This is a genomic window from Paraburkholderia silvatlantica (assembly GCF_003096715.1).
GTDB lineage: Bacteria > Pseudomonadota > Gammaproteobacteria > Burkholderiales > Burkholderiaceae > Paraburkholderia > Paraburkholderia silvatlantica.
The window spans coordinates 418,375-442,613 of the sequence record NZ_QEOL01000002.1 but is presented as its reverse complement, the minus strand read 5'-3'; the positions used below and the strand labels follow the sequence as shown (position 1 = coordinate 442,613).

Sequence of the window (24,239 nt, the reverse complement as noted above, 5' to 3'; positions counted from 1 at the left end):
CGGCCCGGAGAGCCCGTACAGGCGCGCGGCCCGGATGCTATGATGACCCAATCGGGTTCATCGACTCTCCCATGCGTATCATCCTGATCACCGGCATTTCGGGTTCCGGCAAGTCAGTGGCGCTCAATGCGCTCGAAGACGTCGGCTACTATTGCGTCGATAATCTGCCGCCACGCTTTCTGCCGCAACTCGCCCAATATCTTAGCGACGACGGCTATGAATGCCTCGCCGTCGCTATCGATGCGCGCTCGAGTTCGTCGTTCGACGACATGCCGGAGATGATCCGCGACCTCGCGCTTCGCCACGACGTGCGCGTACTCTTTCTCAATGCGAGCACGCAGTCGCTCATCCAGCGCTTCTCGGAAACGCGCCGCCGCCATCCACTTTCGGGCTCCGCTGCGCACGACGCGAACGTGGGCATGCTCAAGTCGCTCGAAGAAGCGATCGAGCACGAGCGCGAACTCGTCTCGAATCTCGCCGAATTCGGCCATCAGGTCGACACGAGCAACCTGAGCGCCAACGCGCTGCGCCAGTGGGTGAAGGTGTTCGTCGAAGGCGAGCGCGGCTCGCTCATGCTCACGTTCGAATCGTTCGGCTTCAAGCGCGGGGTGCCGCTCGACGCGGACCTCGTGTTCGACGTGCGCACGTTGCCGAACCCGCATTACGACGCCCGCCTGCGGCCGCTCACCGGGCTCGATCAGCCCGTGATCGACTTTCTGAATGCGCAGCCGGCCGTCCATGAAATGATCGACGATGTCTACGCGTTCGTCGCGAAATGGCTGCCGCATTTTCGCGCCGACAACCGCAGCTATCTCACCGTTGCAATTGGCTGCACGGGCGGACAGCATCGATCGGTGTACATCGCCCAGACACTCGCCACACGCTTTGCCGGCGAGTCGAACGTTATCGTGCGCCACCGCGACGCGCCTCTCGATGTCGGAGAGTCGTCACGGCTGATCGCCTAACCGGCTGCGCATCGCGCGGCCCTTAACCGAAAGCGTTGCGCCATGTCCTCGTCTCCTGCCGTGCTTGCCGATTTGCCGTTGTTCCCGCTGCATACGGTGCTGTTTCCCGGCGGCCTGCTGCCGCTGAAGATCTTCGAAGCGCGATACCTGGACATGGCGAGCGAGTGCCTGCGCGAGCACACGCCGTTCGGCGTGTGCCTGCTCAAAAGCGGCGCGGAAGTCGCCCAGCCCGACGAGACGGCTGCCGTACCCGAATCCGTTGGCTGCCTCGCGCTCATCGAGCAGTGCGATGTCGAGACCGTCGGCATGCTGCACATCCAGGCTCACGGCACGCAGCGCTTTCATCTGCTCTCGCATCGCGTGGAAGCCGACGGCCTGCTCGTGGGCATGGCCGAACTGATCCCCGAAGACATTCCGCTGGAAGGCGGCAAACAGCTCGCGCAATTCGGCGCGTGTGCGGAAGTGCTCGAGCGCATCATCGCGACGATCCGCGAGCGCGATCCCGCGAGCCTGCCGTTCGCCGAGCCGTTCCGCTTCGACGATCCCTCGTGGGTATCGAACCGTCTGGCCGAGGTGCTGCCGATCGCGCTGCGCGCGCGTCAGAAGCTCATGGAGTTGAGCGACGCGGGCGCGCGTATCGAAATCGTGCATCACTACATGCAGCAGCATCAGCTGCTTTGACGCAGCGTTGATGCCGCTGACTCGCCGACTTAGATCAGCGGTCCACGCAAACCGTCGAGCAGCTTGCGCACCGGCGCGGGCACGCCATACGCGTCGATCTTGCCGAGCGGCACCCATGCTGTCTGCCCATCGTTGGCTTCCAGCGGCGCGGCATTACGCTTGAGTTCGATCACGCGCGGCTCGATGTCGAGCTTGAAGTGCGTGAACGTATGCGTGAGCGGCATGAGCGCGGAGCTCGACGCCGCGCCCTCCTGCGTCACGCCGAAGTCGCGCGCGCGCTCGGCGAGCGCGGGTTCGTCCGCGGCCTCGGGCAAGCTCCACAATCCGCCCCAGATACCCGATGGCGGGCGCTTCTCCAGCATGACGGCATCGCCGTCGAGCAGCACGAGCATCCATGTGCGCCGCGTAGGCACGGCCTTCTTCGGGCGCGCGGCGGGCAGCGCGCGCTGACGTCCCGTCGTCTTCGCCACGCAGTCGCCGGAGAACGGGCAGCGCTCGCAGTCGGGCTTGCCGCGCCCGCACAGCGTCGCGCCAAGATCCATCAAGCCTTGCGTGTATGCGCTCACGTCGGCGTCGCTCGCTTCGGGACCCGGCACGAGCGTTTCGGCGAGCGCCCACATCGCGTTCTCGATGCGCTTTTCGCCAGGAAAGCCTTCCACGCCGAACACGCGCGCGAGCACGCGTTTCACGTTGCCGTCCAGAATCGTCTCGCGCGCGCCGAACGCGAACGACGCGATCGCCGCCGCCGTCGATCGGCCGATACCGGGCAACGCTGCGAGCGCCTCGACCGTCGAAGGAAACTTGCCGCCGCAGGTATCGGCCACGACCTGCGCGCAGCGGTGCAGATTGCGCGCGCGCGAGTAATAGCCGAGACCGGCCCAGAGCGCCATCACGTCGTCGTCGGGTGCGGCGGCGAGCGCCTCGACCGTGGGAAAGCGCTCGAGAAAACGCGCATAGTACGGAATCACGGTCGAGACCTGGGTCTGCTGCAGCATGATCTCCGAGAGCCAGATGCGGTACGGGTCGCGCGTGTTCTGCCATGGCAGGTCGTGACGGCCATGCTCGCGCTGCCAGGCGATCAGGCGCGGCGCGAAACCGGTGAGCAGTTCAGCGGGATACGCGCCAGCCGGCAGCGGCGCGGAAGTGGACGATGTTCGGTACATGGAAAAGCCTGGCGCTCAACGCTGGCAGCGCGGACAGAAGTAAGTGGAACGCTGGCCCTGCACGATCTGTTTGATCGGCGTGCCGCACACGCGGCAGGGTTGGCCTGCGCGGTCATAAACGAAGTATTCGAGCTGGAAATAGCCGCTTTCGCCGTTGCTGCCGACGAAGTCGCGCAGCGTGCTGCCGCCCTTCTCGATGGCCGAGGCGAGCACGGCGCGCACGGCATCCGCGAGCAGTTCGTAACGCGCGAGCGAAATGCGGCCCGCCGGTGTCGTCGGCCGGATGCCGGCGCGGAACAAGCTTTCCGAAGCGTAGATATTGCCAACGCCCACCACGATATCGCCCGCGAGAAGCGCCTGCTTGACGGCGACCTTGCGGCCGCGGGTCTCGCGAAAGAGCAGCGCGCCGTCGAAGGCCGGCATGAACGGCTCGATGCCGAGCCCCGCCAGCAGCGGATGGCCGAGCACGTCGCCGGCCTCGCGCGGGTGCCAGAGCACGGCGCCGAAACGGCGCGGGTCGCGAAAGCGCAGCGTGAAGTCGTCGAAGAACCAGTCGACGTGATCGTGTTTCTCCGCGGCAGGCGGCTTCGGCAGATTGCGCAGCACGCGCAGCGTGCCGGTCATGCCGAGGTGCACGATGAACCAGCCCTCGTCGACCTCGAACAGCAAATATTTGCCGCGCCGGCCAACCGAACGTATCGTGCGGCCGCGCAGCGTACGGGCGAGCGTGGCAGGCACAGGCCAGCGCAATGCGGGGTTGCGCACCTCCACACGCTCGACGCGGCGGCCCGCGACCCACGGTTCGATCCCCCTTCGGGTAACCTCAACTTCTGGCAACTCTGGCATGTCTGGCGGCCTGATTCGGATGCTGGTCCGGGTTGGTCTGCAACTTGCGTGAACGTGTGTGCGCGTTGTGCGCGTATTGTAGCCAGCGCGTTACAATCGACCGAAACATTCGACGGAATTCCATGGAACTGTCTTTCGTTAAGCTGTTCGCGAAGCGTCCCGCGACGCCGCGCGTGCCTGCCTCCTTCGCGCGTCGCCTCGTTGGCGCCGCGGTTCTCGCCGCCTGGGCCTTGACCACGTCGAGCGCGTATGCGCAGGATCCGTCCCCCGACACGGACGACACTTCCGTCAGCATGCCGGACGCTTTCGGCCCCACCTCGCCCGACGAGAAGAAGGACCTGCCGGGCGTTGCGCTGTCGAGCCAGATCGTCTTCCAGGTGCTCGCCGCGGAGATCGCGCTGCAGCGCGACCAGCCTGCGCCCGCCTTTCAAACGTATCTCGCGCTCACGCGCGACACGCACGATCCGCGCATGGCGCAGCGCGCGACCGAAATCGCGCTCGCGGCGCAAAGCCCGTCCGACGCCCTGACCGCGGTCCAGCTCTGGCAGCAGTACGCGCCCGACTCCGAGCGCGCGGCGCAACTCGACGCTTCGCTGCTCGTGCTCGCCGGCAGGCCCGACGACGCCCAGCCGCTGCTCGCGCGCGAACTGGCGAAAGTACCCGCCGACAGCCGCGGCCAGGCCATCCTCTCGCTGCAGCTTCTGCTTTCGCGCGGCCCCAATCGCGTGGGCGGCCTGAACGTGCTCAAAGCGCTGCTCAAGGACGACATGAGCCGCCCCGAGGCACAGCTCGCGATCGGCCGCCAGCAACTGCTCGCCGACGACGCGCCCGGTGCGCGCAAGTCGTTCGAGCAGGCGCTCACGCTCAAGCCCGACTACCTTCCCGCCGCGCTGATGCTCGCGCAGATGGGGCCGGAGGAGCGCGCCGAAGGCATTGCGTCGATCGAAAAGTACGTCCAGCAGAACCCGAAGTCGCGCGAAGGCCGTCTCGCGCTCGCACAGACCTATCTCGCAGCCGACCGCCTCGACGACGCACAGAAGCAGTTCGAGATCCTGCACAAGGACAACGCGAACGACCTGATGCCGCTCATGGCGCTCGCGCTCATCAACGTGCAGCAAAAGAAGTTCGACGCGGCGCAGAAGTATCTGACGCAATACGCACAACTTGCCGAGAAGAATCCGGCCGCCGACCCCGGTCAGGCCTATATCTATCTCGCGCAACTGTCGGTCGAGCAGAAGGACGACGCCGGCGCGCAAAAGTGGCTCGACAAGATCCAGCCGAACAGCCAGCAGTATGTGCCGGCCCAGATCACGCGCGCGCAGATCCTGGACAAGGAAGGCAAGACCGACGACGCGCGCCGTCAGCTCGCGAGCATTCATGCCGACGATCCGCGCGACCAGGCGCTGATCGCGCGCACCGATGCCGCGATCCTGTTCGACGCGAAGCGCTACCCGGAGGCCGAGGCACGCCTTGCGAAGGCGACCGCCGATTTCCCGGACGACCCGGACCTCACCTATGACTACGCAATGGCCGCGGAAAAGACCGGCCAATACGACGTCATGGAAGCGCAGCTGCGCAAGCTGATCAAGACGCAGCCCGACAATCCGCAGGCCTACAACGCCCTCGGATACTCGCTCGCGGACCGCAATCAGCGCCTGCAGGAAGCCGACAAACTGGTGGAAAAAGCCTCGTCGCTCGCACCGGACGACGCGTTCATCATGGACAGCGTGGGCTGGGTGAAATACCGCCTGGGCGACAATGCCGACGCGATCAAGCTCCTGCGCAAGGCCTACAGCCTCCAGCCGAACGCGGAAATTGGCGCGCACCTCGGCGAAGTGCTGTGGAAAAACGGCGACCAGGACGGCGCGCGCGCCGCGTGGCGCGAGGCCCGCAAGCTCGAACCCGACAACGACACGCTCCTGAAAACGCTCAAGCGCCTCCAGGTCAACGATCTCTGATGGCAGATTTTTTCACTTCGGTTTCCCCCAAGGTCCTCCCCGCTGCGCGCGCGGCCCGCCTCGTACGGCGCGCGTCGCTCGGCGCAGCGGCGGCTGCGCTCCTCGTACTCGCGGGCTGCGCGACGCAACAACCGCCGCGCCAGCCGTCCACCTCGAACGCCACGACCTCGCTCACTACGCAGACGAGTCGCGCCTATCATGGCCGCTTCGCCGTGCAATACGTCGACCAGAACGGCCAGCAGCGCAATGCGTACGGCAACTTCGACTGGCACGAGACCGATTCGACGGTAACGCTGCAACTGCTCAATCCGCTCGGCCAGACACTCGCGCTCGTCACCTCCGCACCATCGCAAGCCACGCTGGAACTGCCTAACCGCCAGCCGCTCACGGCCGACAACGTGAGCACGCTCATGCAGCAGGCGCTCGGCTTCGCCCTGCCCGTGGAAGGGCTGCGCTACTGGCTGCAGCCTTCGGTCGCGCCCACGTCGCACGCGCGCACCATGCCCGACCCGCAGAATCCGCAGCGGCTTTCGCAGATCGAACAGGACGGCTGGACCATCGATTACGTCGCCTACGCGGACGCGCCGTCCAATGACGTGAAGCGCGTCAATCTCACGCGCGAAGTCCCGCCGCTCCAGATCAAGCTCGTGCTCGACCAGTAAGCGGGCCGCAGACTGTCCAGCAACCGTCTCTCATCAGCAATATCTGGCCGGCACGCGCCGGCCAGAATCCAGGGCATCCCCCCAAGAGCATCATGATCGAAACTCAGGACTCGCTGCGCGACTGCCTGGCGCCCGCGAAACTCAATCTCTTCCTGCACATCACGGGCCGCCGTCCCAATGGCTATCACGATCTGCAGACCGTGTTCCAGTTGCTCGACTGGGGCGACACGCTGCATTTCACTCGCCGCCACGACGGCCGCATCATGCGCACCGTGGAAGTGGAAGGCGTACCGGCCGAGCACGACCTCACCGTGCGCGCCGCGACGCTGCTCAAGCAACATACGGGCACGAGCGAGGGCGTCGAGATCGATATCGAGAAGCGTCTGCCGATGGGCGCGGGTCTCGGCGGCGGCAGCTCGGACGCAGCCACGACGCTGCTCGCGCTCAACCGCCTCTGGAAGCTCAACCTGCAGCGCGAGGAATTGCAGGCGCTCGCACTCAAGCTGGGTGCGGACGTGCCCTTCTTCGTGTTCGGAAAAAATGCGTTCGCGGAGGGTGTTGGCGAAGCCCTCGAGGCTGTACAATTGCCCCCGCGTCATTTTTTGGTCGTGACGCCGCAGGTTCATGTACCTACTGCCGAGATTTTTTCCGAAAAGTCATTGACAAGGGACACAAAGACCTGCAAAATAGCAGTCTTTCTTGCACAGCAAGCAGCGCTAGACGGATGGCCGGACAGCTTCGGTCATAACGATATGCAAGCGGTTGTCGCAGGAAAATACGCGGAAGTAGCGCAGGTGCTTCGATGGTTTGAGGGTATCTCGAACAGCATCGCACCCGCGCGGATGACCGGGTCGGGTGCCAGCGTTTTTGCAGCATTCGCCAGTCGGTCCGAAGCAGAATCGGCACAAGCCAGACTGCTTGCGGAACAACCGGACTGGAGAAGCGCGGTGGCCTCGAGTCTGAATACGCATCCACTCTTCGCTTTCGCGGCATAGTTTTGCGTGGTTGATCGACCTACCGGTCAGCCAGGCTCGAAGTTGAGTGTAGGGGAGTCGCCAAGTTGGTTAAGGCACCGGATTTTGATTCCGGCATGCGAGGGTTCGAGTCCTTCCTCCCCTGCCAAAAATTCCAGGCAGTTCGCTCTGTGGGTTACCCAGGGCCGTTCGCCCAAGTAGTTCCTCTCGCCCCCTCAAAGTCCGCAGCAGGTGCATGATGAGCAGCCATGACGGCCTGATGGTTTTTACTGGCAACGCAAATCCCGCGCTTGCCCAGGAAGTCGTCAAGATCCTCGGTATTCCCCTCGGCAAGGCTATGGTTAGCCGGTTTTCCGACGGTGAAATCCAGGTCGAAATCCAGGAAAACGTGCGCGGCAAGGACGTCTTCGTCCTTCAGTCGACTTGCGCGCCGACCAACGACAACCTGATGGAACTGATGATCATGGTCGATGCGCTCAAGCGCGCATCCGCAGGCCGGATCACCGCAGCCATCCCCTATTTCGGCTATGCCCGTCAAGACCGCCGCCCCCGTTCGGCGCGCGTCGCCATCTCGGCGAAGGTCGTGGCGAACATGCTGGAAATCGCCGGCGTCGAGCGGATCATCACGATGGATCTGCACGCCGACCAGATTCAGGGCTTCTTCGATATTCCCGTCGACAACATCTACGCAACGCCCGTGCTGCTCGGCGATCTGCGCAAGCAGAATTACGAGAACCTGCTGGTCGTTTCGCCAGACGTCGGCGGCGTGGTGCGCGCCCGTGCGCTCGCCAAGCAGCTGAATTGCGATCTCGCCATCATCGACAAGCGTCGTCCGAAGGCGAACGTCGCCGAAGTGATGAACATCATCGGTGAAGTCGAAGGCCGCACCTGCGTGATCATGGACGACATGGTCGACACCGCCGGCACGCTCTGCAAGGCAGCGCAAGTGCTGAAGGAACGCGGCGCGAAGAAGGTATTCGCTTACGCCACGCACCCGGTTCTCTCGGGCGGCGCGGGCGAGCGTATCGCCAGCTCGGCTCTGGACGAACTCGTCGTGACCGACACGATTCCGCTCGGCGCCGAAGCGCGTTCGTGCCCGAAGATCCGCTCGCTCACGAGCGCAGGACTTCTCGCCGAAACGTTCTCGCGGATCCGTCGCGGCGACTCGGTCATGTCGCTCTTCGCGGAAAGCTGACAGGAATTGACGCGCAAGGCGCGGTGTTCGCAAGGACGCCGCGCTTTTGCACGTAATCGGCGCGAACGGACGATGGTTCGCGCTGCATCGCTGGGGGCCAGAAGACAGGCATTCTGCTGAAAAGGCCCCGTTTTACTGCCTGGTCGCGGGCAGTGCATTGGAGAATCAAATGAAAGTCATCGCTTTCGAGCGTAACCTGCAAGGTACGGGTGCGAGCCGCCGCCTGCGCAATGCCGGCAAGACTCCTGGCATCGTGTACGGTGTCGGCGCCGAGCCGCAACTGATCGAAATCGATCACAACGCGCTGTGGCACGCCCTCAAGAAGGAAGCCTTCCACTCGTCGATCCTCGACCTCGAAGTGGCCGGCAAGTCGCAGCAAGTGCTGCTGCGCGACGTGCAATACCACCCGTTCCGTCAGCTCGTGCTGCACGTGGACTTCCAGCGCGTGGATCCGAGCAAGAAGATCCACACGAAGGTGCCCCTGCACTTCATGAACCAGGAAACCAACCCGGCTGTGAAGCTGGGCGGCGCGATCATCTCGCACGTTCTGGCTGAAATCGAAGTCCAGTGCCTGCCGGGCCAACTGCCGGAATTCCTCGAAGTCGACCTCGCCAAGATCGAAGCTGGCCAGTCGCTGCACGCCAAGGACATCACGCTGCCCGCCGGCGTGACGCTCGTCCCGCACGTGGAAGCTGAAAACCCGGTCGTCGCGTCGGCACCGGTGCCGGCTGGCGCCCAGGCGGCAGCCGAAGGCGAAGAAGCACCGGCTGCTGAGTAAAACGCAGCGGCTTCAACGAGCCGATCCTCTCGATCCGTTTCCCTGAAACGGACGACGTGACCCGCCGCGGTTCGCCCCGGCGGGTTTTTTTTCGCACTTTTTCGTACACTTGCGGGTCAGTTCATCGATTTACGCAAGCGGAACATCACAATGATCAGGTTGATCGTCGGGCTCGGCAATCCGGGCGCCGAATACACGGCGACGCGTCACAACGCGGGCTTCTGGCTCGTGGACCAGCTCGCGCGCGAAGCCGGCACGACGCTGCGCGACGAGCGGCGCTTCCACGGCCACTACGCAAAGGCGCGCCTCTACGGCGAGGAAGTGCATCTGCTCGAACCGCAGACCTATATGAACCGCTCGGGGCAATCGGTCGTCGCACTCGCGGCCTTCTTCAAGATCCTGCCCGATGAGATCCTCGTCGCGCACGACGAGCTCGATCTGCCGCCCGGCACCGTCAAGCTCAAGCTCGGCGGCGGCAGCGGCGGCCACAACGGCCTGAAGGACATTTCCGCGCATCTGTCGACGCAGCAGTACTGGCGGTTGCGCATCGGCATCGGCCATCCGCGCGACCTGATTCCCGAAGGCGCGCGCGCCGGTGCGAAGCCCGACGTCGCGAACTTCGTGCTCAAGCCGCCGCGCCGCGAGGAGCAGGAGGCGATCGACGCCTCGATCGAACGCGCGCTCGCGGTGATGCCGACGTTCGTGAAGGGCGAGGCCGAACGTGCGGTGATGCAGCTGCATCGCAATGGTTGAAACAAGGAGAGCGTCTTGAGTCGTTACTGGAGTGACATCGTCAACCGGCTCGTGCCTTATGTGCCGGGCGAACAGCCCGCGCTCGCGAAGCCGGTCAAGCTCAACACCAACGAGAATCCGTATGCGCCCTCCCCGCGCGTGCTCGAGGCGATCCGCCACGAGCTGGGCGAGACGGGCGAGTCGCTGCGCCGCTATCCCGACCCCGTCGCGAAGCGTCTGCGCGCCACCGTGGCCGCGCATCACGGCATCCGCGCGGAGCAGGTGTTCGTCGGCAACGGCTCGGACGAGGTGCTCGCTCACGCGTTCCAGGCGCTGCTCAAGCACGACAAACCGATCCTCTTTCCCGACATCACCTACAGCTTCTACCCGACCTATGCGCGGCTCTACGAAGTCGAGTACCGCACCGTGCCGCTCACCGGGCAGTTCACGATTCGCGTCGACGATTACCGCCAGCCCAATGGCGGCGTGATCTTCCCGAATCCGAATGCACCCACGGGTCACGCGCTGCCGCTCGCGGAAATCGAGCGGCTCGTCGCGGCGAACACGGAATCCGTGGTGGTGATCGACGAAGCGTATGTGGATTTCGGCGCCGAATCGGCGATCGCGCTGATTGACCGCTATCCGAACCTGCTGGTCGTGCATACGACCTCGAAATCGCGCTCGCTCGCGGGTATGCGCGTGGGCTTCGCGTTCGGCCACCCCGATCTCATCGACGCGCTCAACCGCGTGAAGGACAGCTTCAATTCGTACCCGCTCGACCGCCTCGCGCAAGCCGCCGCGACTGCTGCTTACGAAGACGGCGAATGGCTCAGGACCACCCGCGCGCGCGTGATTGCAAGCCGCGAGCGCCTGACGGCCGCGCTCACGGCGCTCGGCTTCGACGTGGTGCCTTCGGCGGCGAACTTCGTGTTTGCGACGCATCCCGCGCACGACGCGGCAGCCATTGCGGCCAGGTTGCGCGAAAAAGAGATCTTCGTGCGCCATTTCAACGCGCCGCGCGTGAACCAATATCTGCGCATCTCGATCGGCACCGACGCCGAATGCGATACGCTCGTCGATGCATTGAAGGCGATCGTCGGGTAAGAAGACGACAAGATGAATAAAAAAACGCGCCAGTTGGCGCGTTTTTTTATTTCCGAAGATCCAGCGGTTCAGGCGTTGTTCTTCGCCGCCGTCAGCGCATGGTACTTCTGCATCAATTGCTCGGGGGACTCGACATGCTCCGGATTCCTGGGAATGCACTCCACCGGGCACACCTGGATGCACTGCGGCTCATCGAAATGGCCGACACATTCGGTGCACTTGTTCGGGTCGATCACATAGATTTCCGGGCCCATCGAGATCGCGTCGTTCGGGCACTCGGGCTCGCACACGTCGCAATTGATGCACTCGTCGGTAATCATCAGGGCCATGCTGTTCTCACTTCCTGCCGGCGCGAAGGCCGACTCTCATACGTTGCTTAGCCTCATAGTTTACGCTGCTTTCGCCGCGCGTTCACCCCTTCGTAACCGGGCCGCCCATCGAGTCGACCTTGTCCTGCAAGCGCTTTTCCACGGACGGAAACACGAACTTGCTCACATCGCCGCCCAACTGGGCGATTTCACGCACGATGGTGCCCGAAATGAACTGATACTGGTCCGAAGGCGTCATGAACATCGTCTCGACGTCGGGCAGCAGGTAGCGGTTCATGCCGGCCATCTGAAATTCGTACTCGAAGTCCGACACGGCGCGCAGGCCGCGCACGATCACGCGTGCGTTGTTGGTGCGCACGAAGTCCTTCAGCAGCCCCTTGAAGCTCATGACCTGCACGTTCGGATAGTGGCCGAGCACCTCATGGGCAATCTCGAGCCGCTCGTCGAGCGAGAAGAAAGGCTTCTTGTTGCGGCTGTCCGCAACGCCGACTACCAGCGTGTCGAAAATGCTCGACGCGCGCCGCACGAGATCTTCGTGGCCGCGCGTGAGCGGATCGAAGGTACCGGGGTACACGGCGACTACCATGAGGCTTCTCCTCTCAACAGAAATGGGGCGCAATGCAGTCCCGTGGCGACGCATCACACGTGCGTGCGTGACGGCCAGGCCGCCCGCCGCTTCTTATCGAACGCGCATTATTCCTCATTTTCGCGCTGCAGCAAATGATAGTGAACCGCACCCGCCCGGCCCTCGCGCACCACGCTCCAGCCCGCCAGCGCGGGCTGCACAGCCGGATCGATGGGCTCGCCCGACTCCACGTAAAGCCAGCCGTCCGGGGCGACGAGCGGAGCGGCCAGTTCGAGCGAACGCCCGAGCAACGCGGTATCCCCGAACGGGGGATCGAGGAACACCACATCGAACGAGCCTGGCGCGAGATTGGCCGCGAGGCGCAGTGCATCGGCTTCCGCGATTTCGATCGTGCGCGCGCCAAGGCGCGCCTGGTTCGCGCGCAGCTGCGCGGCGGCGCGCGCGCTACGCTCCACCATCACGACGCGCGCGGCGCCGCGCGAGGCCGCCTCGAAGCCGAGGCCGCCGCTGCCCGCGAAGAGGTCGAGGCAGCGCAGGCCGTCGAGGCGCTGGCCGAGCCAGTTGAAGAGCGTTTCGCGCACGCGGTCGGGGGTCGGGCGCAAACCGTCGAGGTCGAGCACGGGCAGCGGCGTACGCTTCCAGTCGCCGCCGATGATGCGGATCGTGTGCGCGCCGCCGCCGCCACGTGCGCGCGGATCGGACTGATGGGAGCGGCCGCCTGGGCCACGTGAAGGTGAGGAACGGGTCATGCGTTGGGTCGTACGGCTGCGTGCATTTGACCGCCGGCAGTCAATTTGCCGGCGGAACTCGACTGTGGAGTTCGACGCTTTCGCATCGCGCCCTCCAATGCGCGCACGTTACCACAGGGGCGCGCAGGTGCCTCGCGCGCGCCGCCACGCCCCTACGGCGATGCCGCAGCGACTCCAGGGGACGCGCCTGATAAAATGCCATGTTTTCCGCGCGTTACCTCTTCCCTTGCCGTCGTTGACCGCCCCTCGGTCCGACCCGCAGCGCGCCTGACCCACCCAGACCATGTTCAGTTTCTTCAAACGATTCCGCGGCTCGAAGGATGCCGAGAACGCGCCGGCCGAGAACGCGCAGAACGAAGCCACCCTCGAGACGCCCGACGCGTCCGTTGATGCGCCTGCCGGCGCGGCGCGCGAACCGTCGCCTGCGCCGACCGCTCCGCTGGCCGTGCCGCAGCAAGCCGCCGACGGCAACGACGACGAACCGGAAGCCGTCGAAATCGTCCCGCCGCCCGCGCTCGAGCCTGCCGCAAAGCAATCGTGGCTCAAGCGCCTGAAGTCGGGGCTTTCGAAAACCGGCTCGAACATCCAGAGCATCTTCGTCAACGCGAAGATCGACGACGATCTCTACGAGGAGCTCGAAACCGCGCTGCTGATGTCGGATGCGGGCGTCGACGCGACCGAATATCTGCTCGAAACGCTGCGCCAGAAGGTGCGCGCCGAGCGCCTGACCGACGCACAGCAGGTGAAGAATGCCCTGCGCGAACTGCTCATCGGCCTGCTCAAGCCGCTCGAAAAGTCGCTCATGCTCGGCCGCGCGCAGCCGCTCGTGATGATGATCGCGGGCGTGAACGGCGCGGGCAAGACCACGAGCATCGGCAAGCTCGCCAAGCATCTGCAGAGCTTCGAGCAGAGCGTGCTGCTCGCCGCCGGCGACACGTTCCGCGCCGCCGCGCGCGAGCAGCTCGCCATCTGGGGTCAGCGCAACAACGTGACGGTCGTCCAGCAGGAAAGCGGCGACCCGGCAGCGGTGATCTTCGACGCCGTGAGCGCCGCGCGCGCGCGCCGCATCGACGTGGTGATGGCCGACACCGCGGGCCGCCTGCCCACGCAATTGCACCTGATGGACGAGTTGAAGAAGGTCAAGCGCGTGATCGGCAAAGCGTTCGACGGCGCGCCGCACGAGGTGCTGCTCGTGATCGATGCGAACACGGGCCAGAACGCGCTCACGCAGGTCAAGGCCTTCGACGACGCGCTCGGCCTGACCGGCCTGATCGTCACGAAGCTCGACGGCACCGCCAAGGGTGGCATTCTCGCTGCAATCGCGCGGCAGCGCCCGATTCCCGTGTATTTCATCGGCGTGGGTGAAAAGGTCGAAGACCTGCAGCCATTCGTGGCCGAAGAATTCGCCGACGCGCTGCTTGGCAGCTGAAAGCGCGCTTTTACCCGGATTTAGATGCACGAAGGGCGTCGTTCTCGCGAACGACGCCCTTTTTCATTCGCGCGGCCGGCATTAGCCGCTCAAACGCTCACTCCGCATCCGGCTGCACGCCCGGCGTGGCGCGCGCGAACGCGTCGAGCGTGAGCGCGTAGTCGTTGATGCGCTGAATGGTCGGATAGCGCGACGTGTCGATCTTGAAGCGGTTCGCGTTATAGACCTGCGGCACGATGCAAAGATCGGCGACGGTCGGCGTGTCGCCGAAAGCGAGCTTGCCGGTGCGCGGATCGCTGGCGAGCCGCTGTTCGAGCGTCGCGAACCCCGCCTCGATCCAGTGGCGATACCACGCGTCTTTGGTCGCATCGTCCGCGCCCACGGTGTGCTTGAGGTACCTGAGCACGCGCAGGTTGTCCACCGGATGGATCTCGCACGCCACCTGCAACGCGAGCGAGCGCACGTGAGCGCGATCGGCAGGCGACTTCGGCAGCAGCGGCGGCTCGGGATGCGTCTCTTCCAGATATTCGATGATCGCGAGCGACTGCTGCAGCGTGTGTCCTTCGTCGTCGACGAACGACGGCACGATCGCGTCGGGATTCACCCGGCGGTAGGCGGGCTTGAGCTGCTCGCCGCCATCGCGCACGAGGTGGACCGGAATGTATTCGTACGGCAGATTCTTCAGATTCAGCGCAATTCGCACCCGATACGATGCGGAACTGCGGAAATAACTGTAAAGCTTCATGCTCCTCTCTTGCTCCTCTTGAATCGTGATGCGGCGCGCGCCGCTCAGACGACCCGCACGGCGAACTCGCCGATCCCCGCCACGCCGCCCGTCATCAGATCGCCCTTGACCACGGCGCCCACGCCTTCGGGCGTGCCCGTGTAAATCAAGTCGCCGGCCTTGAGCTCGAACAGCGTCGAAAGGAACGCGATCGTGTCGGCTACCGGCCAGATCATCTGCGAGATGTCCGAGCGCTGCTTCTCCTCGCCGTTGACCGCGAGCCAGATTTCGCCCTTCTCGAGATGGCCGATCTTCGCAACCGGATGGATCGGGCCGATGGGCGCCGAATGGTCGAAGCCCTTGGCCGTATCCCACGGGCGACCGAGCTTTTTCGCCTCGCCCTGCAAGTCGCGGCGCGTCATGTCGAGGCCGAGCGCGTAGCCATACACGTGGTCGAGTGCGCTCGCGACCGGAATGTCCTTGCCACCCTTGCCGATGGCCGCGACGAGTTCCATCTCGAAATGCACGTTCTGCGACTGCGCGGGATACGGAAATTCGGCGGTCGAGCCGGGCGCAACGTAGAGCACCGCGTCGGCGGGTTTGGAGAAGAAGAACGGCGGTTCACGGTTCGGATCGTGGCCCATCTCGCGCGCATGCGCTTCGTAATTGCGGCCAACACAGTAGATGCGCCGCACCGGGAAACGCGTGTCGCTGCCGGCCACCGGCACCGAGGCGGGCGCCGCCGGCTCGAATACGTACGTCATGGAGTTCTCCGTCTTTGTGATGGGGCGTGCGCGAGGCACGCGGGCCTGTAGATCGCACGGCTAGCGCCGTCAGAACAATCGCGAGTGTAACGCGCGGCGGTGGGCGTGCGCGGCGGAGCCTTCAGGTGGCTGGACGGGCACGGCCGGTCAGGCGCGGCCGACGAGGCGAGGCGAGGTGCGGCATGCTCGTGCGATACTTCCCGCATCCCCCATTTCAATATGACGGCGGGCTGCCACACGCCGCCGAACGAACCGCGCTCGCCCATGACCACCGCCGACTCCACCGACACCTTCCCGTGTGCCCGCTTCATCAAGGAGATCGGCCGCGGACCGCACGGCGCCCGCTCGCTCTCGTCCGAAGACACGCACGCCCTCTACACCGCCATGCTCGACGGCCGCGTGCCCGAGCTGGAACTGGGCGCGGTGCTGCTCGCCTACCGCCTCAAGGGCGAAACCGCAGATGAGCTGGCCGCCATGCTCTGTGCGGCGCACGCCTCGTTCGCGCCGCTCGCGGCGCCGCGAGGCGGCTATCGGCCTGTGTCGATCCCAAGCTACAACGGCGCGCGCAAGCAGCCGAATCTCGTGCCGCTGCTCGCCTTGCTGCTTGCGCGCGAAGGCGTGCCGACGCTCGTGCACGGCGTCGTCACCGATCCGGGCCGCGTCACGAGCGCGGAAATCTTCGCGGCGCTGAATCGGCCCGAAGCACGCGATCACGCCGAAGTCGAGGCGCAACTGGCAGCGGGCCGCGTGGCGTTTTCATCGATCGAAACGCTTGCGCCCAAACTCGCGCGGTTGCTCTCGATGCGCCGGCGCATGGGCGTGCGCAACTCCACGCATACGCTCGTGAAGCTGCTGCAGCCGTTCGCGGATCCGGGCCTGCGTCTCGTGAACTACACGCACCCGCCGTATCGCGAAAGCCTGAGTGCCCTCTTCGCGGCGCATCCGGAAGCGGCGGTGGGCGGCGCGTTGCTTGCGCGCGGCACCGAGGGAGAAGCCGTCGCCGATACCCGCCGCCAGGTGCAGGTCGACTGGCTGCACGACGGCCTCTGCGAAACGCTGGTCGAACCGGAGCGCTCGTCGCCCGGCGCGCCCGAAGTCGATCTCCCCGAAGGCCGCGACGCGCCCACTACGGCCGCCTGGATCGAAGCCGTGTTGCGCGGCGAAGCGCCGGTGCCGGATGCAATCGCGCGCCAGATCGAGACGATCAAGCGCATCGCGAAGCGCTGACGCATCGAGCCAGAAGCAGGCTGCGCAAGCCGCTAAAAGCCGCGCGGGGCGGGCGACGCACGCGTTCCGCCAGCAACGCATCGGCGCACAACGCCCGCCATCTCCACGCATCTTCACGCGGCCAATCTGCCAATTCGCGGTTGACACGCGCGTCTGCCCTGATTTACATTGGACGAATGCGTTCCTACCCGAACACCCTCCGAATTACCTTCGGCCGACTATCGGCCCTATCGCTACGCCTGGCCTAAAGCTGGTGTAGCGCCGCAACGACCCCCTCCTCCGGTCACCGCGGTCCTCCCAAAGCAGTTTTCGCAGTACCCCAAATCCGCAGTATCTCTACAACCTGTCGTCTGCATTCGTCCGCTTACCGTTCGGACGAGTCGCGAGGTCAAAATGCACGTTGCATGGGCATCGTTCACGTCCGCTTTCGCCGCGCCGGTTACCGCCGTCACCGTGGCCGTCTTCTTCGCGTCCGAGGTTGCCGCCCGTACGCGTGAAGTTTCGCGCATCGTGCTCCGTCGCCAGCCCGCCAGCCGCCCGCTGCCGACCGCCATCGCAAACGACACCATGAAGAACGAGGCTCGTCATGTTGCGTAACCCCGCCGAGAAGTACCGCCCCTTCCCCGCCATCCGTTTGAATGGCCGCAAATGGCCGACGCGCACCGTCGAGCGCGCGCCGGTCTGGATGAGCACCGACCTGCGCGACGGCAACCAGTCGCTGATCGAGCCGATGAGCATCGAGCAGAAGACCGAATTCTTCGAAATGCTCGTCGCGATCGGCTTCAAGGAAATCGAAGTCGGCTTTCCGTCCGCTTCGCAGACCGACTTCGATTTCGTGCGCAAGCTGATCGACGAAAAGCGCATTCCCGACGATGTGACGATCGAGGTGCTCGTGCAGTCGCGCGAAGAATTGATCGCGCGCACGTTCGAGGCGCTCGATGGCGTGCCGCGCGCAATCGTCCACCTCTACAACGCGATCTGCCCGTCGTTCCGCAAGATCGTGTTCGGGCAGTCCAGGGACGAAGTGAAAGCGCTCGCGGTCGAAGGCACGCGCATCATCCGCGAACATGCCGACAAAAACCCACAAACGCACTGGACATATCAGTATTCGCCCGAAACCTTCAGCATGACCGAGCTGACTTTCGCGCGCGAAGTCTGCGACGCGGTGGCGCAGACGTGGCGCCCGACGCGCGATCACAAGATGATCGTGAATCTTCCGGCGACGGTCGAAGCAGCGATGCCCAACGTCTACGCCGACCAGATCGAGTGGATGGACCGCAATCTCGCGTACCGTGACAGCATCGTGCTTTCGGTGCATCCGCATAACGATCGCGGCACGGCGGTAGCCGCCGCCGAAATGGCGCTGCTTGCGGGCGCGGACCGTATCGAAGGCTGCCTCTTCGGCAACGGCGAGCGCACCGGCAACGTCGATCTCGTCACGCTCGCGATGAACCTCTACACCCAGGGCATCGACCCGGGCCTCGACTTTTCCGACATCGACGCCGTGCGCCGCGTGGTCGAGCGCTGCAACCAGCTCCCCGTGCATCCGCGCCATCCGTACGCGGGCGACCTCGTGTTCACGGCATTCTCGGGCTCGCACCAGGATGCGATCCGCAAGGGCTTCGCGCAGCAGCAGCCCGACGCCGTCTGGGAAGTGCCCTATCTCCCGATCGATCCCGCCGACCTCGGCCGCAGCTATGACGCGGTGATCCGCGTGAACAGCCAGTCGGGCAAGGGTGGCGCCACTTACCTGCTCGAGCGCGGCATGGGCTTCACGCCGCCGCGCCGCGTGCAGATCGAGTTCAGCCATGCCGTGCAGACCGTCGCCGATACGTCGGGCGAGGAAATCACGGGCGATGCCGTCTGCGCACTGTTCGCGCGTGAGTACTTCGAAACGCGCGGGCCGGCCGCCAGCGCCGGTTCAGGCCGTGTGCGCTGGGAAGGCCGTGAAGTGGCCATGCCGGCTGCCGCGGGCAGCGACGAAGCGCATGCGCAAGCCGTGGCCGCCGCCATCGCGTCGATGGCCGGCGAGCGCATCGAAATCACTTCGTTCGAGACCGGGCGCACCTCGCAGGGCGGCACGGCCGTGTTCGTCGGCGCGCGCGTGGGCGGGCAGCCGTTGCGCCACGGCGTGGGCGTGGGCGAAGACGCGGCCCATGCGTGCGTCGCGGCAGTGGTCAGCGCGGTGAACCGCGCGGTCTGGCCGCAAGTGGATCGGCGCGCCGCGGCTTGACGCTTTCCGCGCGCGTGTGCGCGGTGCAGTTTGAGTTTCAGCAGGAAATCGGCGGCATCGTTGAGCGCCGGCGGCAAAACGGGCCGCCGGCGCGCGCCTGAAGCGACTGGGCGGCGCTTCGGCGAGTGGACTTACCGGTCGTCACTCGGTCGCGCAGCGCGTCGCCTGCCATGCGAGCAAACGCCAGTGTCCCCCTTCTTGCGTCTGGATCGCCGTATAGGCAATGGGAAAGAGCAGCGCACCGTTGTTCGCTTCCATCTCGATGAGCACGCGGCCGGAGACCACGCAGGCCTCGTTGCCCGCGTGCAGCACGTCCTGCGACTGGATCTCGATCTGGCGGTAGCGGCGGCGGCCCGCCGTGATCGCCTCGATGAACTGCTGCTTGGTCTCGCGTTTGCCGTTGGTATGCACGAAGGTCGCGTGATCGGACAGCAGTTGGTCCAGCGACGTGCCGTCGCCGTCGACCATCGCGCGAAAGCGCTCGCGCTCAAGTCCGCGAATCGCATCGATTAGTTTTGCCGCCATCGCTCGAACCCCTTGCGCGTCGGGCCGCGCCTGAGCGCGGATCTACGCTGAAGATTTTCTGCATACGTCTGGCTGAAATTTATACCAGGTTTTGGCGCAAGGATACTTGCGATCAAAGACATCGCCTCCATGTATGGCGCATGCGCCACGGGTCCGGTGAAAACCGCGCGTGGCGTCTCGACAGCCCGTGCCCTCGCGCCGGACTGCTGTCCCGTTCTAGAGTGTTCCTTCGGCTCGCCCCCTGTGCGGGCCTGCGCCGGGCGCCAGGCCCCGCCCTGCCTGATGGCCGGCGTTTAGTGTAATCTATCGATACAACAATTTCGATAGGAATCAAGGAACCCTGAAGCCCCTACAGACTCCAAGTATTAGCACTCGGGAATTCAGAGTGCTAACATCCACCGTGGAGTCGGTATCCGACTTTTGCAAGATTCCTGAGGAGTTCGCTACGTGAGCAACGCAATGACCATGACCCTTCCGAGTACGCTGAGCCCGTCGTCGGCCAAGGCCGGGGGCTCATTGGCGCTCGCGAATGCTTCCCTGTTGCCCGGCCAGCTGGGCAACATCGACGCCTATATTCAGGCCGTGAACCGGATCCCGATGCTGACGCCACAAGAAGAGCGTCAGTTCGCGACCGAGTTTCGCGAGCAGAACAATCTTGAAGGCGCGCGCCGCCTGGTGCTGTCGCACCTGCGTCTCGTGGTGTCGATCGCGCGTAATTATCTCGGCTACGGCCTGCCGCACGCCGACCTGATCCAGGAAGGCAACATCGGCCTGATGAAGGCCGTAAAGCGCTTCGACCCCGAGCAGAACGTGCGCCTGGTATCGTACGCCATGCACTGGATCAAGGCTGAAATCCACGAGTACATCCTGCGCAACTGGCGCATGGTGAAGGTCGCCACGACCAAGGCGCAGCGCAAGCTGTTCTTCAACCTGCGCAGCCACAAGCAGGGCCTGCAGTCGTTCACGCCGGAGGAAATCGACGGCCTCGCGCAGGAGCTGAACGTGAAGCGCGAAGAGGTCGTGGAAATGGAAACGCGCCTCTCGGGCGCCGACATTGCGCTCGAAGGCCAGACCGAAGACGGCGAGGAATCGTTCGCCCCGATCGCCTGGCTCGCCGATTCGCACAGCGAGCCGAGCGCCGTGCTCGCCGCGCGTTCGCGCGACCGCCTGCAGTCCGACGGCATTGCGAGCGCGCTGGAAGCGCTCGACGCTCGCAGCCGCCGCATTATCGAGGCGCGCTGGCTCAACGTGGACGACGACGGTTCGGGCGGCTCGACCCTGCACGAACTGGCCGACGAGTTCGGCGTTTCGGCCGAGCGCATTCGCCAGATCGAGGCGAGCGCCATGAAGAAGATGCGCGCTGCGCTCGCCGACTACGCGTAAGCGTCGCCGGCACTCAGTGCCAAAACAGAAAACCCCGTTCCCGCGAACGGGGTTTTTCTTTTGCGCCCCCGCAAGCTGCGCACGTTCGCACCGGTCTCGCTGATTCCGCCCTAAGATGATTTCGAGGTGAGCCAGAGGCCGCGCCGCGGTCTGGCCTCGTAACGCGTTCATGGGCACCCGTCGTCATGTTCCCGACATCCGGTCAGCGCCAGCCGTCGTTGCTACGCACGCGCATCCTCCATTGGATGCGCGGCCCCACCTTCGCGCGCGATATTGCCCTCGTTCTCGCCGTCAAGCTCGTCCTCTTGATGGCGCTCAAATACGCGTTCTTCAATCACCCGCAGGCGCAAGACATGAACATGCCGCCTGCTGCCGTCGCGCAGGCCATCCTGGCTGTGCCCCCGTCTTCGGCGCTCAAGCCGTCCGTGCCCCGATCTCAGACCATGCCGCCACAACGAGGAGACCGTCATGCCCATGATTGAATCGGTGGAACTCTCGCGTCTTCAGTTCGCCATCACCGCGCTCTATCACTTCCTGTTCGTGCCCCTCACGCTCGGCCTCTCGTGGATGCTCGTCATCATGGAGTCCGTCTATGTGATGACCGGCAAGGAGATCTACAAGGACATGACGCTGTTCTGGGGCAAGCTCTTCGCCATCAACTTCGCGATGGGCGTCACCACGGGCCTCACGATGGAGTTCCAGTTCGGCACCAACTGGTCGTACTACTCGCACTACGTGGGCGACATTTTCGGCGTGCCGCTCGCCGTGGAAGGGCTCGCGGCGTTCTTCCTCGAATCGACCTTCGTCGGGCTGTTCTTTTTCGGCTGGAATCGCCTGTCGAAAGGCGCGCACCTCTTCACCACGTTTCTCGTCGCGCTCGGCTCGAACCTCTCGGCGCTGTGGATTCTCATCGCCAACGGCTGGATGCAGAACCCCGTGGGCGCGTCGTTCAACTATGAAACCATGCGCATGGAACTCACCAGCCTGTTCGCGGTGATCTTCAACCCCGTCGCGCAGGTGAAGTTCGTGCATACGGTTTCGGCCGGCTACGTGACGGCGTCGATGTTCGTGCTCGGCATTTCGTCGTGGTACCTGCTGCGCCGGCGCGACGTCGAGTTCGCGCTGCGCTCGTACGCGATCGCCGCGGGCTTCGGCCTTGCGTCCACGCTGTGCGTGCTGATCCTCGGCGACGAATCGGGCTACACCGACGGCGCGGTGCAGCAGGTCAAGCTCGCCGCCATCGAGGCCGAATGGGACACCGCGCCCGCCCCCGCGCCGTTCACGCTGTTCGGCCTGCCGAACCAGAGGGAGGAGCGCACCGACTACGCGATCCGCATTCCCTGGCTGATGGGCATCATCGCCACGCGCTCGATCGATACGCCCGTGATCGGCCTGAAAGACCTGATGGGCCGCGCCGAAGTGCGCATCCGCAACGGCATGCTCGCCTATGCCGCGCTGCAAAAGATGAAGGAAGGCACCGCCGACACCGAAACGCGCGACGTGTTCGAGGCGCACAAGGCCGATCTCGGCTACGGCCTGCTCCTGCGGCAGTTCACGCCGAAGGTGGTCGACGCGACTTCCGCGCAGGTCCGGGCCGCGTCGCGAACGGCGATCCCGCCCGTCGCAGCCGTGTTCTGGTCGTTCCGCGTGATGGTGGGTCTCGGCATCCTCTTTCTCGTGACCTTCGTGCTCGCCTTCTGGTTCTGTGCGCAGCGCTCGCTGCTCAAGGACAACCGCCGCTGGTTCCTCGGCTGGGCGCTGGTGGCGATCCCGTTGCCGTGGCTCGCCGCCGAATTCGGCTGGGTCGTCGCGGAACTGGGCCGACAGCCGTGGACCATCGCGGAAGTGCTGCCCACGCGGCTTTCGGCTTCGAGCCTCGCACCCGGCGACGTGATGCTGAGCATCGCGGGCTTCGTGATCTTCTACACGTTGCTCTTCATCATCGAGATCACGCTGATGTTCAAATACGCGCGCCTCGGGCCTTCGTCGCTGCATACCGGCCGCTACTTCCACGAGCAGACGGCTGCGCTTGCGGCCGACGGCAGGGTTTCGTGATCGCTGCCAGACAACGAAAGACGCGAGGGAACACGCCATGGACTACGCAACGCTCAAGTTGATCTGGTGGGTGCTGATCGGCGTGCTGCTGATCGGCTTTGCCGTCACCGACGGCTTCGACATGGGCGCGGCCGTGTTGCTGCCCTTCGTCGGCAAGACCGACGAGGAACGCCGCATCGTCATCAATACGGTGGGGGCGACCTGGGAAGGCAACCAGGTCTGGTTCATCACCGCGGGCGGCGCGATGTTCGCCGCCTGGCCGCTCGCCTACGCGGCGTCGTTCTCGGGCTTTTACTTCGCGATGCTGCTCGTGCTCTTCTCGCTGTTTTTCCGGCCCGTGGGCTTCGACTATCGCGGCAAGCGCGTGGACGTGAGATGGCGCCAGGGCTGGGACTGCGGCCTCTTCATCGGCGGCTTCGTGCCCGCGCTCGTGTTCGGCGTGGCCTTCGGCAATCTGCTCCAGGGCGTGCCGTTCGCCTATGACACGGACCTGCGCGTGACGTACCACGGCAGCTTCTTCGCACTCCTCAATCCGTTCGCGCTGGTCTGCGGGCTCGTGAGTCTTTGCATGCTCACCGCGCACGGCGCGGCGTTCCTGAAGATGAAAAGCGATGGCATTGTCGCCATGCGCGCCTCGAAGGCGCTGCGCCTCTTCGCGGCGCTCACGATCGTGTTGTTCCTCGTGGCGGGCGCGCTCGTGGCGACGCTCATCAGCGGCTATACGATCACGTCGCCCGCGCCTTTGGACACGGTGGCCAACCCGCTCCTGAAAAGCGTCGATTCGGGACCCGGGCTCTGGCTCGCGAACTACGGGCTCTATCCGTGGATGGCGCTCGCGCCTGCCGTGGGCGTGCTCGGCGGCGTACTCGCGTTCGCACTCGCGGGCTCGCGCTTCGAACGGCTCGCGTTCCTGAGCACGGCGCTGCAGATCGTCGGCGTGATTCTGACTGCCGGTTTTTCGATGTTCCCGTTCATCATGCCCTCGTCGCTCGATCCGCGCTCGAGCCTCACGGTCTGGGACGCGACCTCGAGCCAGATGACGCTCGAGATCATGCTGGTGGCCGTCATCATTTTCCTGCCGATCGTGCTCGGTTATACGGCATGGGTCTATCGCGTCATGCGCGGCAAGATCACCGCCGATGCGATACGGGACAACCACCATACGTTGTACTGAGCG

At 64.9% G+C, this 24,239-nt stretch carries 24 protein-coding genes and 1 tRNA gene; 17 read left to right on the top strand and 8 right to left on the bottom strand.

The features are described 5' to 3' along the window. Positions 1–71 precede the first annotated feature (71 nt). Both rapZ and C7411_RS04365 read left to right on the top strand, forming a co-directional pair. A complete protein-coding gene (gene rapZ / locus C7411_RS04370) occupies positions 72–965 on the top strand; it encodes an RNase adapter RapZ (protein WP_110382979.1) in 894 nt (297 codons plus the stop codon). Between the two features lie 42 nt (positions 966–1,007). Then, positions 1,008–1,646: an LON peptidase substrate-binding domain-containing protein gene (locus C7411_RS04365; RefSeq protein WP_110382980.1), complete on the top strand. Its 639-nt coding sequence runs from the start codon at positions 1,008–1,010 to the stop codon at positions 1,644–1,646. A 29-nt stretch (positions 1,647–1,675) separates the two neighbouring features. Here the strand turns inward: C7411_RS04365 and mutY are convergent, their stop codons facing one another. Both mutY and mutM read right to left on the bottom strand, forming a co-directional pair. Beyond that, positions 1,676–2,809: an A/G-specific adenine glycosylase gene (gene mutY, locus C7411_RS04360; RefSeq protein WP_110382981.1), complete on the bottom strand. Its 1,134-nt coding sequence runs from the start codon at positions 2,807–2,809 to the stop codon at positions 1,676–1,678. Positions 2,810–2,824: 15 nt separating this feature from the next. Continuing rightward, positions 2,825–3,655, bottom strand: coding sequence for a bifunctional DNA-formamidopyrimidine glycosylase/DNA-(apurinic or apyrimidinic site) lyase (gene mutM, locus C7411_RS04355; protein ID WP_110382982.1), 831 nt, complete (start codon positions 3,653–3,655; stop codon positions 2,825–2,827). Between the two features lie 122 nt (positions 3,656–3,777). On the opposite strand from mutM, the gene C7411_RS04350 reads away from it, so the two are divergent. From C7411_RS04350 to hisC, 8 genes are all read left to right on the top strand, one after another. Beyond that, on the top strand, positions 3,778–5,613 hold the full coding sequence (locus C7411_RS04350; protein ID WP_110382983.1) for a tetratricopeptide repeat protein: 1,836 nt from the start codon (positions 3,778–3,780) through the stop codon (positions 5,611–5,613). Beyond that, on the top strand, positions 5,613–6,275 hold the full coding sequence (gene lolB / locus C7411_RS04345) for a lipoprotein insertase outer membrane protein LolB (RefSeq protein ID WP_110382984.1): 663 nt from the start codon (positions 5,613–5,615) through the stop codon (positions 6,273–6,275). The genes C7411_RS04350 and lolB overlap by 1 nt, the downstream gene beginning before the upstream one ends. Positions 6,276–6,367: 92 nt before the next feature. Further along, on the top strand, positions 6,368–7,270 hold the full coding sequence (gene ispE / locus C7411_RS04340) for a 4-(cytidine 5'-diphospho)-2-C-methyl-D-erythritol kinase (RefSeq protein ID WP_110382985.1): 903 nt from the start codon (positions 6,368–6,370) through the stop codon (positions 7,268–7,270). 50 nt (positions 7,271–7,320) lie between these two features. Next, a tRNA-Gln gene (locus C7411_RS04335) sits at positions 7,321–7,397 on the top strand. Between the two features lie 90 nt (positions 7,398–7,487). Further along, complete coding sequence (locus C7411_RS04330) at positions 7,488–8,444, top strand: ribose-phosphate pyrophosphokinase (RefSeq protein ID WP_110383293.1); 957 nt, start codon at positions 7,488–7,490, stop codon at positions 8,442–8,444. 169 nt (positions 8,445–8,613) lie between these two features. Continuing rightward, on the top strand, positions 8,614–9,222 hold the full coding sequence (locus C7411_RS04325; RefSeq protein ID WP_110382986.1) for a 50S ribosomal protein L25/general stress protein Ctc: 609 nt from the start codon (positions 8,614–8,616) through the stop codon (positions 9,220–9,222). A 150-nt stretch (positions 9,223–9,372) separates the two neighbouring features. Continuing rightward, positions 9,373–9,975, top strand: coding sequence for an aminoacyl-tRNA hydrolase (pth, locus tag C7411_RS04320; RefSeq protein WP_110382987.1), 603 nt, complete (start codon positions 9,373–9,375; stop codon positions 9,973–9,975). Positions 9,976–9,990: 15 nt separating this feature from the next. Continuing rightward, on the top strand, positions 9,991–11,058 hold the full coding sequence (gene hisC, locus C7411_RS04315) for a histidinol-phosphate transaminase (RefSeq protein ID WP_110382988.1): 1,068 nt from the start codon (positions 9,991–9,993) through the stop codon (positions 11,056–11,058). A gap of 68 nt (positions 11,059–11,126) precedes the next feature. Here the strand turns inward: hisC and C7411_RS04310 are convergent, their stop codons facing one another. The 3 genes from C7411_RS04310 to rsmD form a co-directional block, all read right to left on the bottom strand. Then, a complete protein-coding gene (locus C7411_RS04310) occupies positions 11,127–11,387 on the bottom strand; it encodes a YfhL family 4Fe-4S dicluster ferredoxin (protein ID WP_110382989.1) in 261 nt (86 codons plus the stop codon). A gap of 82 nt (positions 11,388–11,469) precedes the next feature. Further along, a complete protein-coding gene (gene coaD, locus C7411_RS04305; protein ID WP_110382990.1) occupies positions 11,470–11,973 on the bottom strand; it encodes a pantetheine-phosphate adenylyltransferase in 504 nt (167 codons plus the stop codon). A gap of 107 nt (positions 11,974–12,080) precedes the next feature. Next, positions 12,081–12,722, bottom strand: a complete 642-nt coding sequence (rsmD, locus tag C7411_RS04300) for a 16S rRNA (guanine(966)-N(2))-methyltransferase RsmD (protein WP_110382991.1) — start codon at positions 12,720–12,722, stop codon at positions 12,081–12,083. Between the two features lie 283 nt (positions 12,723–13,005). Here rsmD and ftsY point away from each other — a divergent pair, with 283 nt between their 5' ends. Next, on the top strand, positions 13,006–14,151 hold the full coding sequence (ftsY, locus tag C7411_RS04295; protein ID WP_110382992.1) for a signal recognition particle-docking protein FtsY: 1,146 nt from the start codon (positions 13,006–13,008) through the stop codon (positions 14,149–14,151). A gap of 97 nt (positions 14,152–14,248) precedes the next feature. Here ftsY and maiA read toward each other — a convergent pair whose 3' ends face one another. Next, the gene (gene maiA / locus C7411_RS04290) at positions 14,249–14,896 is read right to left on the bottom strand and encodes a maleylacetoacetate isomerase (protein WP_110382993.1); all 648 of its coding nucleotides are present in this window, start codon (positions 14,894–14,896) and stop codon (positions 14,249–14,251) included. A gap of 44 nt (positions 14,897–14,940) precedes the next feature. Continuing rightward, positions 14,941–15,639, bottom strand: coding sequence for a fumarylacetoacetate hydrolase family protein (locus C7411_RS04285; RefSeq protein ID WP_110382994.1), 699 nt, complete (start codon positions 15,637–15,639; stop codon positions 14,941–14,943). Between the two features lie 264 nt (positions 15,640–15,903). On the opposite strand from C7411_RS04285, the gene ybiB reads away from it, so the two are divergent. Then, complete coding sequence (ybiB, locus tag C7411_RS04280) at positions 15,904–16,866, top strand: DNA-binding protein YbiB (RefSeq protein WP_110383294.1); 963 nt, start codon at positions 15,904–15,906, stop codon at positions 16,864–16,866. 586 nt (positions 16,867–17,452) lie between these two features. Further along, positions 17,453–19,099, top strand: coding sequence for a 2-isopropylmalate synthase (leuA, locus tag C7411_RS04270; protein ID WP_110382996.1), 1,647 nt, complete (start codon positions 17,453–17,455; stop codon positions 19,097–19,099). Positions 19,100–19,240: 141 nt separating this feature from the next. Here the strand turns inward: leuA and C7411_RS04265 are convergent, their stop codons facing one another. Further along, positions 19,241–19,624 carry a nuclear transport factor 2 family protein gene (locus C7411_RS04265; protein WP_110382997.1) on the bottom strand — a complete coding sequence of 128 codons (384 nt, stop codon included), beginning with the start codon at positions 19,622–19,624 and terminating at the stop codon, positions 19,241–19,243. Between the two features lie 447 nt (positions 19,625–20,071). Here C7411_RS04265 and rpoH point away from each other — a divergent pair, with 447 nt between their 5' ends. The 4 genes from rpoH (at position 20,072) to cydB (ending at position 24,236) form a co-directional block, all read left to right on the top strand. Further along, positions 20,072–21,007, top strand: coding sequence for an RNA polymerase sigma factor RpoH (rpoH, locus tag C7411_RS04260; protein ID WP_110382998.1), 936 nt, complete (start codon positions 20,072–20,074; stop codon positions 21,005–21,007). Positions 21,008–21,192: 185 nt separating this feature from the next. Next, positions 21,193–21,489: a cytochrome oxidase putative small subunit CydP gene (gene cydP, locus C7411_RS04255; RefSeq protein WP_243413035.1), complete on the top strand. Its 297-nt coding sequence runs from the start codon at positions 21,193–21,195 to the stop codon at positions 21,487–21,489. Then, positions 21,476–23,062, top strand: a complete 1,587-nt coding sequence (locus C7411_RS04250) for a cytochrome ubiquinol oxidase subunit I (RefSeq protein ID WP_110382999.1) — start codon at positions 21,476–21,478, stop codon at positions 23,060–23,062. Before cydP ends, C7411_RS04250 begins: the two co-directional genes overlap by 14 nt. Positions 23,063–23,099: 37 nt before the next feature. Beyond that, positions 23,100–24,236 (top strand): cytochrome d ubiquinol oxidase subunit II, encoded by a 1,137-nt coding sequence (gene cydB / locus C7411_RS04245; protein WP_110383000.1) that lies wholly within the window; start codon positions 23,100–23,102, stop codon positions 24,234–24,236. Positions 24,237–24,239 lie beyond the last annotated feature (3 nt).